General features: G+C 63.5%; 14 protein-coding genes. 9 read left to right on the top strand and 5 right to left on the bottom strand.

The features are described 5' to 3' along the window. Positions 1-170: 170 nt before the first annotated feature. The 7 genes from X268_RS10130 (at position 171) to X268_RS10160 (ending at position 6,460) form a co-directional block, all read left to right on the top strand. Positions 171-1,430 carry an ABC transporter substrate-binding protein gene (locus tag X268_RS10130; RefSeq protein ID WP_128924808.1) on the top strand — a complete coding sequence of 420 codons (1,260 nt, stop codon included), beginning with the start codon at positions 171-173 and terminating at the stop codon, positions 1,428-1,430. Between the two features lie 90 nt (positions 1,431-1,520). Further along, on the top strand, positions 1,521-2,423 hold the full coding sequence (locus X268_RS10135; protein WP_128924809.1) for a branched-chain amino acid ABC transporter permease: 903 nt from the start codon (positions 1,521-1,523) through the stop codon (positions 2,421-2,423). Next, positions 2,420-3,439 (top strand): branched-chain amino acid ABC transporter permease, encoded by a 1,020-nt coding sequence (locus tag X268_RS10140; protein ID WP_128924810.1) that lies wholly within the window; start codon positions 2,420-2,422, stop codon positions 3,437-3,439. Before X268_RS10135 ends, X268_RS10140 begins: the two co-directional genes overlap by 4 nt. A 2-nt stretch (positions 3,440-3,441) precedes the next feature. Then, positions 3,442-4,197 (top strand): ABC transporter ATP-binding protein, encoded by a 756-nt coding sequence (locus tag X268_RS10145; protein WP_128924811.1) that lies wholly within the window; start codon positions 3,442-3,444, stop codon positions 4,195-4,197. Continuing rightward, positions 4,194-4,907, top strand: a complete 714-nt coding sequence (locus X268_RS10150; RefSeq protein WP_128924812.1) for an ABC transporter ATP-binding protein — start codon at positions 4,194-4,196, stop codon at positions 4,905-4,907. Before X268_RS10145 ends, X268_RS10150 begins: the two co-directional genes overlap by 4 nt. Positions 4,908-5,071: 164 nt before the next feature. Further along, the gene (locus tag X268_RS10155; protein WP_128924813.1) at positions 5,072-5,290 is read left to right on the top strand and encodes a hypothetical protein; all 219 of its coding nucleotides are present in this window, start codon (positions 5,072-5,074) and stop codon (positions 5,288-5,290) included. A gap of 111 nt (positions 5,291-5,401) precedes the next feature. Further along, complete coding sequence (locus X268_RS10160) at positions 5,402-6,460, top strand: YeiH family protein (protein WP_128924814.1); 1,059 nt, start codon at positions 5,402-5,404, stop codon at positions 6,458-6,460. A gap of 132 nt (positions 6,461-6,592) precedes the next feature. Here the strand turns inward: X268_RS10160 and X268_RS10165 are convergent, their stop codons facing one another. The 5 genes from X268_RS10165 to X268_RS10185 all read right to left on the bottom strand — a co-directional run bounded on the left by X268_RS10165 (position 6,593) and on the right by X268_RS10185 (position 11,295). After that, a complete protein-coding gene (locus X268_RS10165; protein ID WP_164937644.1) occupies positions 6,593-7,465 on the bottom strand; it encodes an ABC transporter ATP-binding protein in 873 nt (290 codons plus the stop codon). Then, a complete protein-coding gene (locus tag X268_RS10170; RefSeq protein ID WP_128924816.1) occupies positions 7,462-8,370 on the bottom strand; it encodes an ABC transporter permease in 909 nt (302 codons plus the stop codon). The genes X268_RS10165 and X268_RS10170 overlap by 4 nt, the downstream gene beginning before the upstream one ends. After that, complete coding sequence (locus X268_RS10175) at positions 8,367-9,788, bottom strand: ABC transporter substrate-binding protein (RefSeq protein WP_164937645.1); 1,422 nt, start codon at positions 9,786-9,788, stop codon at positions 8,367-8,369. The genes X268_RS10170 and X268_RS10175 overlap by 4 nt, the downstream gene beginning before the upstream one ends. 181 nt (positions 9,789-9,969) lie before the next feature. Next, positions 9,970-10,743, bottom strand: coding sequence for a Crp/Fnr family transcriptional regulator (locus X268_RS10180; protein ID WP_128924818.1), 774 nt, complete (start codon positions 10,741-10,743; stop codon positions 9,970-9,972). A gap of 237 nt (positions 10,744-10,980) precedes the next feature. Next, positions 10,981-11,295: a gamma-butyrobetaine hydroxylase-like domain-containing protein gene (locus X268_RS10185; RefSeq protein WP_128924819.1), complete on the bottom strand. Its 315-nt coding sequence runs from the start codon at positions 11,293-11,295 to the stop codon at positions 10,981-10,983. A gap of 194 nt (positions 11,296-11,489) precedes the next feature. On the opposite strand from X268_RS10185, the gene X268_RS10190 reads away from it, so the two are divergent. Together X268_RS10190 and X268_RS10195 are read left to right on the top strand one after the other, a co-directional pair. Further along, positions 11,490-12,263: a ferredoxin--NADP reductase gene (locus X268_RS10190; protein WP_128924820.1), complete on the top strand. Its 774-nt coding sequence runs from the start codon at positions 11,490-11,492 to the stop codon at positions 12,261-12,263. 102 nt (positions 12,264-12,365) lie between these two features. Next, the gene (locus X268_RS10195) at positions 12,366-14,108 is read left to right on the top strand and encodes a fumarate reductase/succinate dehydrogenase flavoprotein subunit (RefSeq protein ID WP_128924821.1); all 1,743 of its coding nucleotides are present in this window, start codon (positions 12,366-12,368) and stop codon (positions 14,106-14,108) included. Positions 14,109-14,120 lie beyond the last annotated feature (12 nt).

Raw genomic sequence — 14,120 nt, forward strand, 5'->3', positions numbered from 1 at the left:
TCGCGGATGTTGGGCCTGTTGCAGGCCTCGATTCCTGCCTCGATGAATTCTGACTCGTAATTCATCTTTGGCTTGACGTCACCCCCCACCCTCTGAAATCCTCGGAACACGGAGACGAGACGATCTCCGGCAGGGATCAGGAAACGCCGACCCGAAAGAGGGAGGGGAAAATGAAGCGAACCCGCACGCCGGGCATCAGCCGCCGTTCAACACTGGCGCTGATGGGCGCCGGTGCGATGACGTTTGCCGCGCCGTGGGTGGCGCGTGCGAAAGCCAAGACCATCAAGATCGGCATGCCGACGATCCTGTCGGGCCGTGTGGCGCAGCTCGGCACGTCCTCGCGCAATGCGGTGATGCTCGAGGTGGAGAAGGTCAACGCTGCCGGCGGCCTTGCCGGACGCCAGATCGAGATGGTGATCCGCGACTCCAAAGGCCAGCCGCAGGAAGCCGCCCGCGTCGCGCGCGAGCTCGTCAACACCGACGGCTGCGAGTTGCTGCTCGACGGCGAGGCATCGTCCGGCTCGTTCGCGGTGCACGAGGTCGCGCGCGATCTCGGCGTGCTCTGCATCCACACCTGCTCGGAAGCGTCCTCGCTCACGGCCGATCCGAAGCAGCATATCCCCAATGCGTTCCGCTGCGTGCGCCAGGGCATTCACGATTCCATCGTCGGCGGCAGCTACGCCGCCTCGATCGCCAAGGCCAAGGGCCTGAAGAAGTGGGCGACGTGCTCGCCCGACTACGCCTATGGCCGCGACACCACCGGTGAGTTCACGCTGTATCTGAAGCGCTTCGCGCCCGACGTCGAAATCATCAGCGAGTCCTGGCCAAAGCTGTTCCAGCCCGACTACACCGAGGTGGTGACGAAGATTTTGCAGGCCAAGCCGCAGGCGCTGTACTCGTGTCTCTGGGGCGGCGATCTCACCTCCTATATCGACCAGGCCAACATCTACGCGATGTTCAGCCAGATGGAGGTGTTCGCGGTCAACATGGCCGACTACACCGCGCTCACGGTGGTGAAGAACCTGCCCAAGGGCATTCACTCCGGCAACCGCTACATCAAGACCTTTCCGACCACGCCGGAGAACGCCGCCTGGGGCGATGCCTACAGGGCCAAGTACAACGAATATCCGACCAACTGGTCATGGCAGAATGCCACCGCTGTGATGTTCCTGGCCGAAGCTGCAAAGAAGGCGAACTCGGCGGACGGCAAGAAGATCGCCGAAGTCCTGAAGGGCCTCACGATCAAGTGCCCGTTCGGCGCCGACGGCACCGTGACCATGCGCGGCGACGACCACACGCTGGTCGGTTACGCCATCGGCTGGGGCACCACGATTCCGCAGGAGCCCTATGTGCCCGAGGTCAAGGCCGGCGACTGGAAGACCATCTTCGAGCTCGAGGCCGAGTGGAAGAAGAGCAAGGGTTACACCTGATCCGACCCATGGCGGAGACGAATGGCCGTCTCCGCCGTTTTCGTTTGCCTCTTCGCGCCGCGTCAGGCGCGCTGCAATGAAAGTGCTTCCGTGGACATCGACGCGCTTGCCGGCTGCCTTGCCAGCTCCGCCTGCCTGGTGACGCAGACCACCAGCGGCCTCATCATCGGCATGCTCCTGTTTCTCGTGGCGGTCGGGCTGACGCTGATCTTCGGCGTGCTCAAGGTCGTCAATTTCAGCCACGGCGCCTTCTACATGTTCGGCGCCTATTTCGCGATGACGACCTATCAGCTCACGGGAAGCTTCGCGCTCGCGATGCTCGCGGGGGCGGCCGGCACCGCGGTTCTCGGCCTGATCTTCGAGCGCGTCTTCATGAGCCGCGTCTATGGCGCCGATGTCCTGATGCAGTTGCTGATCTGCTACGCCTTCGTGCTGATCTTCGACGATGTCGTGCGCATCATCTGGGGGCCCGAGTTCAAGTCGATGGGCATGCCGTCCGCATTCCAGGTCATGCCGCTGTTCATCGCCGGCGGCGTGGTGCCACCCTATTATCTGCTGCTGATCGGCGTTGCGCTGGTCGCGGCTGTCGTGCTCGGCATCGGATTGTCGCGCAGCCGCATCGGCAAGGTGATCCGCGCGGCCGCGCAAAATCCCGGCATGGTCTCGGCGCTCGGCATCAACACCGGCCTGATCTATGGCGGCGTGTTCGCGCTCGGCGGCATGCTGGCGGGCCTCGCCGGTGCGCTCGCCGCGCCCGTGCGGTCGCTGACCCCCGGCATGGGATTCTCGGTGCTGATCGAGTCCTTCATCGTCACGGTGATCGGCGGCATGGGCTCGATCCTGGGCGCGCTGATCGGCGCGCTGCTGCTCGGCCTGATCCGCTCGTTCGGCTCGCTCGGCTTCCCCCTGTTCACCGAAGGCCTGATGTATCTGTTCATGGTGATCGTGCTGGTCTCAAAACCCACCGGACTGTTCGGCAAGGAGGCGGCATGACCGAGCTGGAGGCCGGACGCGCCGAGACGCTGGCGCCAGTGCGCAGCGGGGCGGCGCTTCATCGTTATGGCGACGTCCTGATTGCCCTGACCGCCTTCGCGGTGCTGGCGAGCCTGCCGCTGTTCACGGGCAGCAAGGCGCTGCTCGATTTCGTCATCCGCTGCTCGGCGTACGGCCTGTTCGCCACCTCGCTCAATTTGCTGGTCGGCTACACCGGATTGACCTCGTTCGGCCATGGCATGTTCTTCGGGCTTGGCGCCTACAGCTTCGGCCTGATCATGCAGAAGCTCGCCGTTCCCGTTCCGCTTGCCTTCGTGGCGACGCTGGCGATCACCGCGGTCGTTGCGGCAATCATCGGCGCGATCTGCGTGCGGCTGAAAGAGATCTATTTCGCCTTCGTCACGCTCGCCTTCCAGATGCTGATCCACTCGACCATCCTGTCCTGGGCATCTTTCACCGGCGGCGATCAGGGCCTGCGCGGCGGCATCCCGCGCCCAGCGTTCTTCGGCATCGATCTTTCCAACCACGTCCCTCTCTACGTCACTAGCTGTGCGCTGCTGATCCTCGGCCTGCTCGCGATGCGCCAGATCGCGCAATCGCCGTTCGGCTACACCTTGCGCATGATCCGCGACAACGCCGCGCGCGCGAGCTTCCTCGGCATCGACGTCTGGCGCGCAAAGCTCACCGTGTTCGTGCTGGCGGCGCTGTTCGCCGCGATGGGCGGCATGGTGATGGCGCTGTTCGTCTCCGGCGCCTATCCCGAGTTCGCCTATTGGACCATCTCGGGCGAGGCGATCTTCATCAACATGCTCGGCGGTGTGTCGACTTTCCTCGGTCCGATGGTCGGCACCGTGCTCTTGCTGCTGCTCAACGACACCGTGACGCGGTTCACGGAGTACCACGGCATTGTGCTCGGTGTGGTCATCCTGTTCTTCGCGCTGGGCCTGCGCAAAGGCCTGCTCGATTTCGTCGCCGAATGGTTCGTACACCGACGCGACGCAGGCGAGGGACGCTAGCCATGCTTGAGATCCGCAACCTCGCAAAATCCTTTGGCGGCGTGAGGGCGACCAACGACGTCTCGCTCGATTTCCCCGACGGCTCGTTGACCGCCGTGATCGGACCGAATGGCGCCGGCAAGAGCACGTTCTTTAACCTGATCACCGGCGCGCTCAAGCCCGATTCCGGACAGGTGCTGCTCGACGGTGTCGATCTCGTCGGCCGCTCGCCGCCAGAGATTGTGCGTCACGGCATCGGCCGCGCCTTCCAGGTCGCCAGCATCTTCAAATCGCTGACGGTGCAGGAGACCATGTTCGCCGCGGTCAGCGCTGACCAGCGCTCCGCCGCGGTGCTGCACAGGCGCTTTCCGCTGCCGGAGACGCGTGACCGCGCCGAGCATGTGATGGAGCTGCTGGGTCTTGCCGGCAAGCGCCATCGCACCGCCGCGACGCTGTCGCATGGCGACCAGAAGCTGCTCGACATCGCGCTGGCGCTGGTGCTCGAGCCAAAGGTGCTGCTGCTGGACGAGCCGACCGCCGGCATGGGGCCGGAAGAACGCTGGCGCATGATCGACAAGGTGCGCGAGCTCTGGGAGACGCAGAAGATCACCGTCGTCTTCATCGAGCACGACATGGACATCGTGTTCAAGATCGCCCCGAAGATCGTCGTTCTCTGCTATGGCCGCATTCTCGCCACCGGCACGCCGGACGAGATTCGCAACGACAGCGCGGTGATCGACGCCTATCTCGGCACCGAGCATGCGGGAGCCGCCGCATGAGCGCCGTTGTCATCGAAGTCGCCGATCTCGACGTCTATTACGGCACCAGCCAGATCCTGTTCGGTGTCGGCCTGTCGGTGCGGCAGGGCGAGACCATGGCGCTGCTCGGCCGCAACGGCGCCGGCAAGTCGACGACGATGAAGGCGATCATGGGATTGGCGCCGCCGCGGCGGGGCAGGGGGAGCCTGCGCGGTTCGGTGATCTCCGGCCAGAAGCCGCATACGATCGCGCGTGCCGGCCTCGGCTTCGTGCCGGAGGATCGCCAGATCTTTCCGGAGCACAGTGTCGAGGACAATCTGGTGATCGGGAAGAAGCGCGGGCCGGAGGGGCAGGACGAATGGCCGATCAAGCGCATCTATGAGGTCTTCCCGCTGCTGGAGCCGCTGCGCCATCGCATCGCCGGGCGCCTCTCCGGCGGCGAGCAGCAGATGCTGGCGATCGCGCGCACGCTGATGGGAAACCCCGCGCTGCTGCTGCTGGATGAGCCGAGCGAGGGGCTCGCGCCGATCATCGTGCAGCGGATCGGCGAGCTGTTGCGGCAGCTTCGAAGCATTGGATCGACCGTCTTGATCGCCGAGCAGAACATGCATTTCTGCCTGGGGCTGGCGAGCCACGCCACCATCATCGACAAGGGCCAGATCGTCTATGCGGCCGGGATCGACGAGCTGAAGGCCAACGACGGCATACGGCGGCGTTATCTGGCCCTGTAGCCCGCGCCGCCGGTGCCCAAATAGGCCGGAAGAAGAAAACTGTTGCCGTGATCCTGCCGTGAGGAAGGAGTTTTCCCTCCGGAGGGCAAAAACGCCAATCGCTTCCATTGCTGTTTCGCGCCGAAACGACGACATTTCTGTCAGAAATTGATGGATCGGCAGCTATGGAACGCACCGCATTTGAGCCCTTCGGTGAGCAATTGGTGTCCGCAACGGACGCCCAGCCGAAGTCGCGCGCCTCGAAGCTCCTCCTGCGGGTCGGCACCACGCTGTTTTGGTCGCTTGTCGCCGGCATTGTGGTGGCCCGTGCGGCCTTCTTCGAGCCGGGCATCTATGATGGCTTCACCCGGTTCGCCTCGCTCGCCAAGAGCCTGATTTTCTGAGCCGCTTTGCTCCGGGCTGAGGATAGAACTTCCCTCGGCCCTGATATGCCGAAAACTTATTCCCCAATCGGATCGCGATGCGTATAAATCCTTCTCCTCTGGGAGAGATTTGTGTCGCAGAATCAAGCATCCAGCCCGGCCGACGCCAAGCCGATCACAGCCACTAGCCGCGTCGTCGCGCTGATTCCCGGCATTCTCCTCTGTATCGCCGTCGGCGGCGTCTCGGCCCTGCTTGAGCGGGCGGAACTGGGCGTGTTCGAGCACCCCTATGTCGAGGCGCTGGTGATGGCGATCCTGCTGGGCATGGCCGTGCGCAGCTTCTGGAAGCCGTCCCCGCGTTGGCAGGCCGGCATCGCCTTCAGCGCCAAGCAGCTCCTTGAAGTGGCGGTGATGCTGCTGGGCGCTTCCATCAGCTTCGCGGCCATCGCCGCCTCGGGCATCGCGCTTTTGGCCTCGATCGCCGCCATCGTCGTCATCGCGCTTTGCGTCTCATTCGGCCTGAGCCGGATGCTGGGTCTGTCGACGCGGCTCTCGATCCTGATCGCCTGCGGCAACTCGATCTGCGGCAATTCCGCGATCGCCGCCGTGGCGCCGATCATCGGCGCCAATAATGACGAGATTGCATCCTCGATCTCCTTCACCGCGATCCTCGGCGTGATGATGGTGCTGGGCCTGCCGCTATTGATCCCGCTGCTGCAATTGTCGGCCACGCAATACGGCATCCTCGCAGGCCTCACCGTCTATGCGGTCCCGCAGGTGCTGGCCGCGACGGTTCCGGCCGGCCTCGTCTCGACGCAGATCGGCACGCTCGTGAAGCTGATGCGCGTCTTGATGCTTGGGCCCGTGGTCGTCGGCCTGTCGCTCGTCGCCTCGCGCTGGCAGAGCAACGCCAAGAAGACCAATGTCGGGTTCTTCCGCCTGGTCCCTTGGTTCATCCTCGGCTTCCTCGTACTCGCCACCCTGCGGTCGCTGGAGATCGTGCCCGCCACGGTGGTGGGACCGGTGACGAAGATCACGAGCTTCGTGACGGTCGTCTCGATGGCAGCACTCGGCCTCGGCGTCGATGTGCGCGTGCTCGCCAATGTCGGCGGCAGAGTGACCGCCGCCGTGACGCTGTCGCTGATGCTGCTGCTGGGGATCAGCATCGCGCTGGTGCATTGGTTCAAATAACCAGGGCGACACTGCCGCAGGGCGGGCAAAGGCACGAAGCGCCGTGCCCACGATCTCTCTCAAATTGCGACAGGGTGGGCACGCTTCGCCTTGCCCACCCTACGAGACCGTCATCGCAGCGGAAGGGCTAAGTCAAATCACATCCGCCAGCGAGTGTCCGTGAAGCTCGATGTTCAACCCCTGCATGCCCATGTCGTTGATCTCGCCGCCCATCGCTTTGAGGCTCTCCTCGCGGATCAGCGACATCAGCCCGCGGCGCAGTGCCAAAAATTCCGACGACATCATCATGGATTGCTGCCGCGGCCGCTCCAAGGGAATTGGAATCTCCGCCTTGATCGAGCCGGGGCGGGCGGTCATGCAATAGACGCGGTCGGACAGGAAGATGGCTTCGTCGATGTCGTGGGTGACGAACAGCACCGAGATCTTCAGCCGCTGCCACATGTTGGTGAGGATCTGCTGCATGATGACGCGCGTCTGCGCGTCGAGCGCGCCAAACGGCTCGTCCAGCAGCAGCACTTTAGGTCCTGTCGCCAGCGCGCGGACGATGCCGACACGCTGCTTCATGCCGCCGGAGAGCTTTTCCGGGTAGTGCTTTTCGAAGGCCTCCAACCCGGCGAGCCCCAGCAGCGTGCGTGCCGCTCGCTCGCGCTGCGAGCGCGGCATGCCCCGCATCTTCAGGCCGAACTCGACATTCTCCCGCACTGTTTTCCAGGGAAACAGCGAGTATTGCTGGAACACCATGCCGCGTTCGGCGCTCGGGCCGTTCACGCGTTCGCCGTCAACGGTGACGATGCCGGTGGTGGGGTTAAGGAAGCCGGCGACGGCGTTGAGCAGCGTCGATTTTCCGCAACCGGAAGGGCCGACGATCGAGACGAACTCGCCGGGCTTCACATGGATCTGCGTATCAGTGACGGCCTGGACTGGTCCCTCGATGGTCTCGTAGGCGAGGGAGAAGTTCCTGACCTCGATATGGCCCTTCGACGTGTTCGCAACCAACTCGCTCATGTCGATCTCCACGGCATCACCAGTTGTCCAGCGCCCCGGATCAGCAGGCTCGATCCGAGGCCTAGCACGCCAATCGCGATCATGCCGAGCGCGATGTCGGCATATTGGACCAGCGAATAGGCTTCCCAGGTGAAATAGCCGATGCCGTACTGGCCCGAGATCATCTCGGCCGCGATCAGCGACACCCAGGCGACGCCCATGCCGACGGTGAGGCCGGTGAAGATGTGCGGCAGCGAGGCCGGAAAGTACACCTCGCGGAAGATCGAGCGCTCGCGCGCGCCGAGACATTGCGCCGCGCGCACCAGCACGGGGTCGACCAGCGACATGCCGTGCAGCGTGTTGACCAGGATCGGAAAGAACGAGCCGAGGAAGGTGATGAAGACGATGCTCTGCTCGTTGGTCGGCCACAGCATGATTGCCATCGGCACCCAGGCGATCGCCGGGATCGGCCGCAGTACTTCGGCGACGGGGAAGATGATCTCATGCACCAGCTTGAAGCGGCCCATGATCAGCCCGAGCGGCACGCCGACGATGGCGGCAAGCGAGAAGCCGATGAAGATGCGCCGGCAGCTGAGCAGGATATGCATCAGGAATTTGGGATCGTGGATTGCCTTGCTGAAGCTGGCATAGACCGCTAGCGGCGAGGGCACGTTGGTGAAGCGCACGAAGAACACGACGCGATAGGTCGTGAGCAGGTGCCAGGCCAAAAGGAAAGCGAGCAGCGAGATGACGCCGATCGCGGTCGCGCGCAGCCCTGCCCGATTGAGCCGGTACCAGCGCAGCGCGAGCGTGCCGAAGGAGGGCGGGGTGGCGGGTGGCGTGACGGCGGGCGCGGGGCCCGCCTCTGCGATGGCTGTTACCGGCATGCTGTCCTCGGGATGTCGGACGAGGGCGGGACTGCTCACGTCTTGCCTCCGCCGACCGCCGCCTTCACCGCATCCTCAAAGCCGAGCACCTTGCCGCCGATCTTGGCCGCATAGACTTCGGCATCCTTCTTCAGCAGGAAGGGCGCGACGTCACCATCGCCGACCGCGAAGAAAGCCTGGTCGGCGAACAGCTTGATGCCGCGGGTGGTGTCGAAGACGTAGGCGACGTTGATCTTCTTGCCTTTGGCCTTGTAGTCTGCGTAGGCGCCGAGCGCGCAAGCCGCGGACGAGAAGGGGATGATGCCGGCATCATCGACCCAGACCTCTCCGGCCTTGCGGGGATCGGCGATCGGCTTCTTGCAGAAGGTGTCTTCGCCCGAGATCTCGTAATTCTTGGTGCTGGCGAGCTGTGCGTCATAGTCCAGCTTCATCTCGGCGTAGGCTTTGCGGATGTAGCTGTCGTCGACCCATTTTTTCGGATCGAACTCCTTCATGCGGCCGAGATTCTGCAGCACCTTGACATCGGTCGTGGCGGCATCGATCAGCGCCGGCTTGATCGTCGGATCGGTGGTCATGTTGCCGCTGGGGCCGAGGAAGATGTAGACGACTTCCTTGCTGATGCCGGTCCATTCCTGGATTTTTTCGGCGGCGAGCTTTGGATCGTCGCGCAGCCACCGGTTGGCGGCGATCACCGCCTTGAGGTAGGCGATGACGACCTCCGGATATTTCTCGGCGAAATCGGTGCGGACCACGATGCCGTGGAAGGTCGGCAGATTCGTCTCGACGCCGTCGAAGATCTTGCGCGCAAAGCCGCGGAACGGCAGCAGCTCGGCGAAGGGAACGAAGTCGGCATGCCCGTCGATCTTCTTTTCCTGGAGATTGGTCGAACCGACTTCCGGGCTCTGGCTCACGAGCTGGAAGAAATCTGACGCATAGCCGCGATCCTGCATTGCCTTCAGCACCATGCCGTGCGCGGCTGAGCCGAAGGGCACGCTGACCAGCTTGCCCTTGAGATCGGCGAGGTCGTAATAGGGCGAATCCTTGTGGACGACGAGGCCGTTGCCTGAGCCGGAGAGGCTGTAGGCGGCGATGCCGATCAGTCTGCTCTTGCTCTCGGGATTGCTCTCGAAGGTGAAGCCGTTCACGATCAGCGGATAGTCGCCCATCATGCCGATCTGCAGCTTGTTCGCCATCATCGCGTTGGTGACGGGCGGACCGGAGGTGAAGTTCTGCCATTCCAGCTCGAACTTGATGTTGGAATATTTGCCGTCCTTCGGCAGGTATTTTTCGAAGAGTTTGAGTTGGCGGATCACGACGCCGGCGGTCACGGTGTTGGTCGTGGTGTCCTGCGTTCCGATGCCGAGCGTAACGGTTTCCGCCGAGGCCGGCTGCGCGATTGATAACGCCAGCGACGTCACCGACATCGCGATCGAGAGCGTGGGAAGATGGCGGACCATTCTCATCCTCATTCGGTTGGATGTGCTGTGGTTGCCATGATTGGGTGAGGGAGGGGGCAGGGCAAATCCGGAATGATGACCGCAGTCGATTAGTTGCCGGGAAAGACTGATTGCATACTCCTTGGGCAGTCCTGCACTATAAAGCCGCTTGCCTGTGCACCGGCCTTGGCCGCAAATTCCTCTAGTCAGATGCGTGACCGCGCATCTCCTCCAGCACGTCGGTGCGGCAGACCACGATCTGCGACCGCTTGGCCTGTACGATTCCCTTCTCCTGCATGCGCTTCAGGCTGATCGTGACCCACTGCCTGGTGGCCCCGACCATGTGGGCGATATCGGCGTGGGTGAAGGCCGCGGCGATCACGGTGCCGTCGGCATCGTCGACGCCGTAGAGCTCGACGAGGTGCAAGAGCAGATGCGCAAGGCGCTGGGTGATCGAGCGCGTGCCCAGCATCTGCGCCAGGGCCGAATAGCATTTGCCCTTGAAGGTGAGGCCCTCGATCAGGCCGATGGCAAGGTTCGGGATCTCCGCGGCAAGGGACCGCAGCTCCTTGCCGGGCAGGTGCACGACGCTGCAATTGCTGGACGCGACGCCGGACCATTGGTGCACGGTGCCTTCGAACACTTCGGGCCCGCCGACGAAATTGCCGACATGCCAATAGGCCAGCGTGATCTCGCGCCCGAGCGGCGAGGTGTAGAACACGCGGATGCGGCCGCTCTCGATCAGCCAGATGCCGTCATGCTTGCCGCCCTGGCTGAACAGCGTCTGGCCGCGGTTCAGCACTTTTCGCCGCCCCTGCTTCAGCACCAGCTCCCGCTCGCGCGGCGAGAGCTTGTCCATCAGCGGTGGCGGCCCGCCGATCCATTGCTGGTTCTCGGTCAGCAGCAGCGAGGAGCTGCCCGCAGGCCGGACTGCCGGGGGAACGGCCCTGCGAACCCCATTCGCCGTCTGCAACATCGTCTGCCTCCGGAACGTTCAAATCGTTCTAAAGAGGAGCAATGTCCGTGCCAGCTGGGGTGCTCGCGGCTCGCTAGTGGCGCGCTCTGCCATTTACTCGACTGTCATCGCCCGGCTTGACCGGGCGATCCAGTACTCCAGAGGCCGGTGTTGGAGCGCTCGCCTTCGCCACGTCCGCCGCGGCGTACTGGATGCCCCGGTCAATCCGGGGCATCACAGTGGGGGTGGTCGAACGATCTAAGAGCCTATCGCCCCTGCCAGGCTCAATAGATACGGCTTCGGGTAAATCCCCCTGTTGTGCCCATCCGAAAACGAGATGTTCAGCCCATAGCCGAGATCGCCGATCTCGGTGATCGCAATGCCTGGAAACGCTTGCGGGAAACGGCCGTCGAAGCGGGCGCGGGTACAGTGGGCGCATTTGCAGGAGAGGCGGAGTGTTTCGGCGGGGACACTGAGCGCGTCGTCCTGCGTGGTGCGGACGAGAAGCGCGCCGAGATCGGTGCTGGCTTCGTAGTCGGCTACGGTCGGTGCCACCAATGCGGTCATGGTCATGACGAATCTCCGACCTCTGTTTATGCCGGTGCGGTCGCTCGCGGCTAGCAACTAATTGCCGGCGCGGGCACGACCGCGTGCCTGCTGTTCGATCACTAAGCGCGAAATGTGAAACTAATCGACCGGGAATGTCATTTCCGAATTGCCGGACTCTTCTCTCTTCGAGACCGTGGCGTCATCGAGAAGGAGAGATCATGAGCGCATTTCAGAAGGAAACGGTTTTGTCGGTCCGGCACTGGACCGAGTCGCTGTTCAGCTTCACCGCGACGCGCGATCCCGGCTTTCGCTTCCAGAACGGTCAGTTCGCGATGATCGGGCTCGAAGTCGAGGGCAAGCCGTTGATGCGGGCCTACAGCATGGCGAGCGCCAATCATGAGCAGGCGCTCGAATTCTTCTCGATCAAGGTGCAGGACGGCCCGCTGACCTCGCGCCTCCAGAAGATCAGAGAAGGCGACATCATCCTGGTCGGCCGCAAGGCGACGGGAACGCTGATCACCGGCAATCTGATTCCCGGAAAGCGCCTGCTGCTGCTCTCGACCGGAACCGGCCTTGCGCCCTTCGCCAGCCTGATCAAGGACCCCGACGTCTACGAGAATTACGAGACCATCGTGCTGGCCCATGGCTGCCGCCAGGTCTCGGAGCTCGCCTACGGCGAGCACGTCGTAGAGGGCCTGCGCAGCCACGAGTTCTTCGGGCCGCTGATCCGCGACAAGCTGGTTTACTACCCGACCGTCACCCGCGAGCCGTTCCGGAACCGCGGCCGCATCACCGACTTGATCGCCTCCAACCAGCTGTTCGACGACATCGCGCAGGGCGGCCTCGACATTGAGACCGATCGCATCATGCTGTGCGGCAGCCCGGCAATGCTCGAGGAGCTCCCCGCCATGTTCTCCGCACGTGGCTTTGTCGAGGGCAGCCACAGCCAGCCCGGCCATTTCGTCATCGAGAAGGCCTTCGTCGAGCGCTGAGGCGCAAATCGCGTCCCGGCGACAACTAATTGCTATCGCCGCGACGCCCCCTGAACAAATCTGACGCAAAGGCGCCGGGGATCGGCGAACCAGGAGCAAGTGATGGCACTAGATCAGATCGTCGACGGACTTTCGGAGGTTTGCTGCGATGTGCTGGTGATCGGCGGCGGCACGGCCGGCCCGATGGCGGCGCTGAAGGCGAAGCTGAAGAACCCGAAGGCCAATGTCGTCCTGCTTGAAAAGGCCAACGTCAAGCGCTCCGGCGCGATCTCGATGGGCATGGACGGGCTCAACAACGCCGTTATCCCCGGCTACGCGACGCCGGAGCAGTACACCAAGGAAATCACCATCGCCAATGATGGCATCGTCGACCAGAAGGCGGTCTATAAGTATGCGCAGAGCTGCTACAGCATTATCGAAGAGCTCGACAGTTTCGGCATCCGCTTCCTGAAGAACGAGAACGGCGACTACGCCGTCAAGAAGGTGCACCACATCGGCACCTATGTGCTGCCGATGCCGAACGGCGAGACCGTGAAGAAGGCGCTGTACCGCCAGCTCCGCCGCGCCCGCATCCTGATCTCCAACCGCTACATGGCAACGCGGCTGCTGAAATCCGCCGACGGCCGCATCGCCGGGGCCGTGAGCGTCAATACCCGCACCGCCGAGATGCTGGTGATCAAGGCCAAGGCCGTGATCCTCTGCATGGGCGCCGCCGGCCGCCTGGGCCTGCCGACCTCGGGTTACATGTTCGGCACCTACGAGAACGCCGCCAATTCCGGCGACGGCTACGCCATGGCCTATCATGCCGGCGCCGCGCTCGCGAACCTCGAATGCTTCCAGATCAACCCGCTGATCAAGGATTATAACGGGCCGGCCTGCGCCTATGTCGCCGGTCCCTTCGGCGCGTATACGGCGAACAATGAGGGATCGCGCTTCATCGAATGCGACTACTGGTCCGGCCAGATGATGCTGGAGTTCTACAACGAGCTCCTCTCCGGCAAGGGCCCGGTGTTCCTCCAGCTCAAGCATCTGCACCCCGACACCATCTCCGAGATCGAATCCACGCTGCACAAGGTCGAGCGTCCGACGCGCGGCCTGTTCCAGCAAGGGCGCGCCGTCGACTACCGCAGCGAGTCGATCGAGATGCACATCTCCGAGATCGGCTTTTGCTCCGGCCACAGCGCCTCGGGTGTGTTCGTGGACGACAATGCCCGTACCACCGTGCCTGGCCTCTACGCCGCTGGCGACATGGCAAGCGTGCCGCACAATTACATGCTCGGCGCCTTCACCAACGGCTCGGTCGCCGGCATCGACGCGATGGAGTTCGCCGACAGTCACGATTTTGCGGAGTTCGACGCGGCCGACGTCGCGCTGGAGCGCGAGCGCGTGATGGCGCCGACCAAGCGCGAGGACGGCATTCCGCCGAACCAGATCGAGTACAAGACCCGGCGCCTGGTGAACGATTATCTCCAGCCGCCGAAGGTCACGCGCAAATACGAGCTCGGCATGCGGCGCCTTGCGGAAGCGCGGGAGGACATGCAGGAGCGCATGATCGCGCGCAACGCGCACGAGCTGCTCCGCGCCCTCGAAGTGCAGTCGATCATGGACTGCGCCGACATGGCTGCGCACGCCTCGCTCTATCGCGAGGAGAGCCGCTGGGGCCTCTATCACTGGCGCACGGACTTCCCGGAGAAGGACAATGAGAATTGGTTCTGCCACACGCTGCTCAGCAAGCAGGACGGCAAGATGACCAGCGAGAAGCGCGCGGTGGAGCCTTACGTCGTGCCGATCGCGGACGACGAGAAGGACCTCTATGACAAGCAGCGCATCCGCGCCTCGGCCTGATCCACCAGAAAA

Source organism: Bradyrhizobium guangxiense, assembly GCF_004114915.1.
Taxonomy (GTDB): domain Bacteria; phylum Pseudomonadota; class Alphaproteobacteria; order Rhizobiales; family Xanthobacteraceae; genus Bradyrhizobium; species Bradyrhizobium guangxiense.

Coding starts and splice junctions, on each gene's coding strand:
- X268_RS10190 (WP_128924820.1), top strand. CDS start 11,490: ATGAGCGCATTTCAGAAGGAAACGGTTTTGTCGGTCCGGCACTGGACC.
- X268_RS10130 (WP_128924808.1), top strand. CDS start 171: ATGAAGCGAACCCGCACGCCGGGCATCAGCCGCCGTTCAACACTGGCG.
- X268_RS10180 (WP_128924818.1), bottom strand. CDS start 10,743: ATGTTGCAGACGGCGAATGGGGTTCGCAGGGCCGTTCCCCCGGCAGTC.
- X268_RS10140 (WP_128924810.1), top strand. CDS start 2,420: ATGACCGAGCTGGAGGCCGGACGCGCCGAGACGCTGGCGCCAGTGCGC.
- X268_RS10185 (WP_128924819.1), bottom strand. CDS start 11,295: ATGACCATGACCGCATTGGTGGCACCGACCGTAGCCGACTACGAAGCC.
- X268_RS10155 (WP_128924813.1), top strand. CDS start 5,072: ATGGAACGCACCGCATTTGAGCCCTTCGGTGAGCAATTGGTGTCCGCA.
- X268_RS10195 (WP_128924821.1), top strand. CDS start 12,366: ATGGCACTAGATCAGATCGTCGACGGACTTTCGGAGGTTTGCTGCGAT.
- X268_RS10175 (WP_164937645.1), bottom strand. CDS start 9,788: ATGGTCCGCCATCTTCCCACGCTCTCGATCGCGATGTCGGTGACGTCG.
- X268_RS10150 (WP_128924812.1), top strand. CDS start 4,194: ATGAGCGCCGTTGTCATCGAAGTCGCCGATCTCGACGTCTATTACGGC.
- X268_RS10145 (WP_128924811.1), top strand. CDS start 3,442: ATGCTTGAGATCCGCAACCTCGCAAAATCCTTTGGCGGCGTGAGGGCG.
- X268_RS10165 (WP_164937644.1), bottom strand. CDS start 7,465: ATGAGCGAGTTGGTTGCGAACACGTCGAAGGGCCATATCGAGGTCAGG.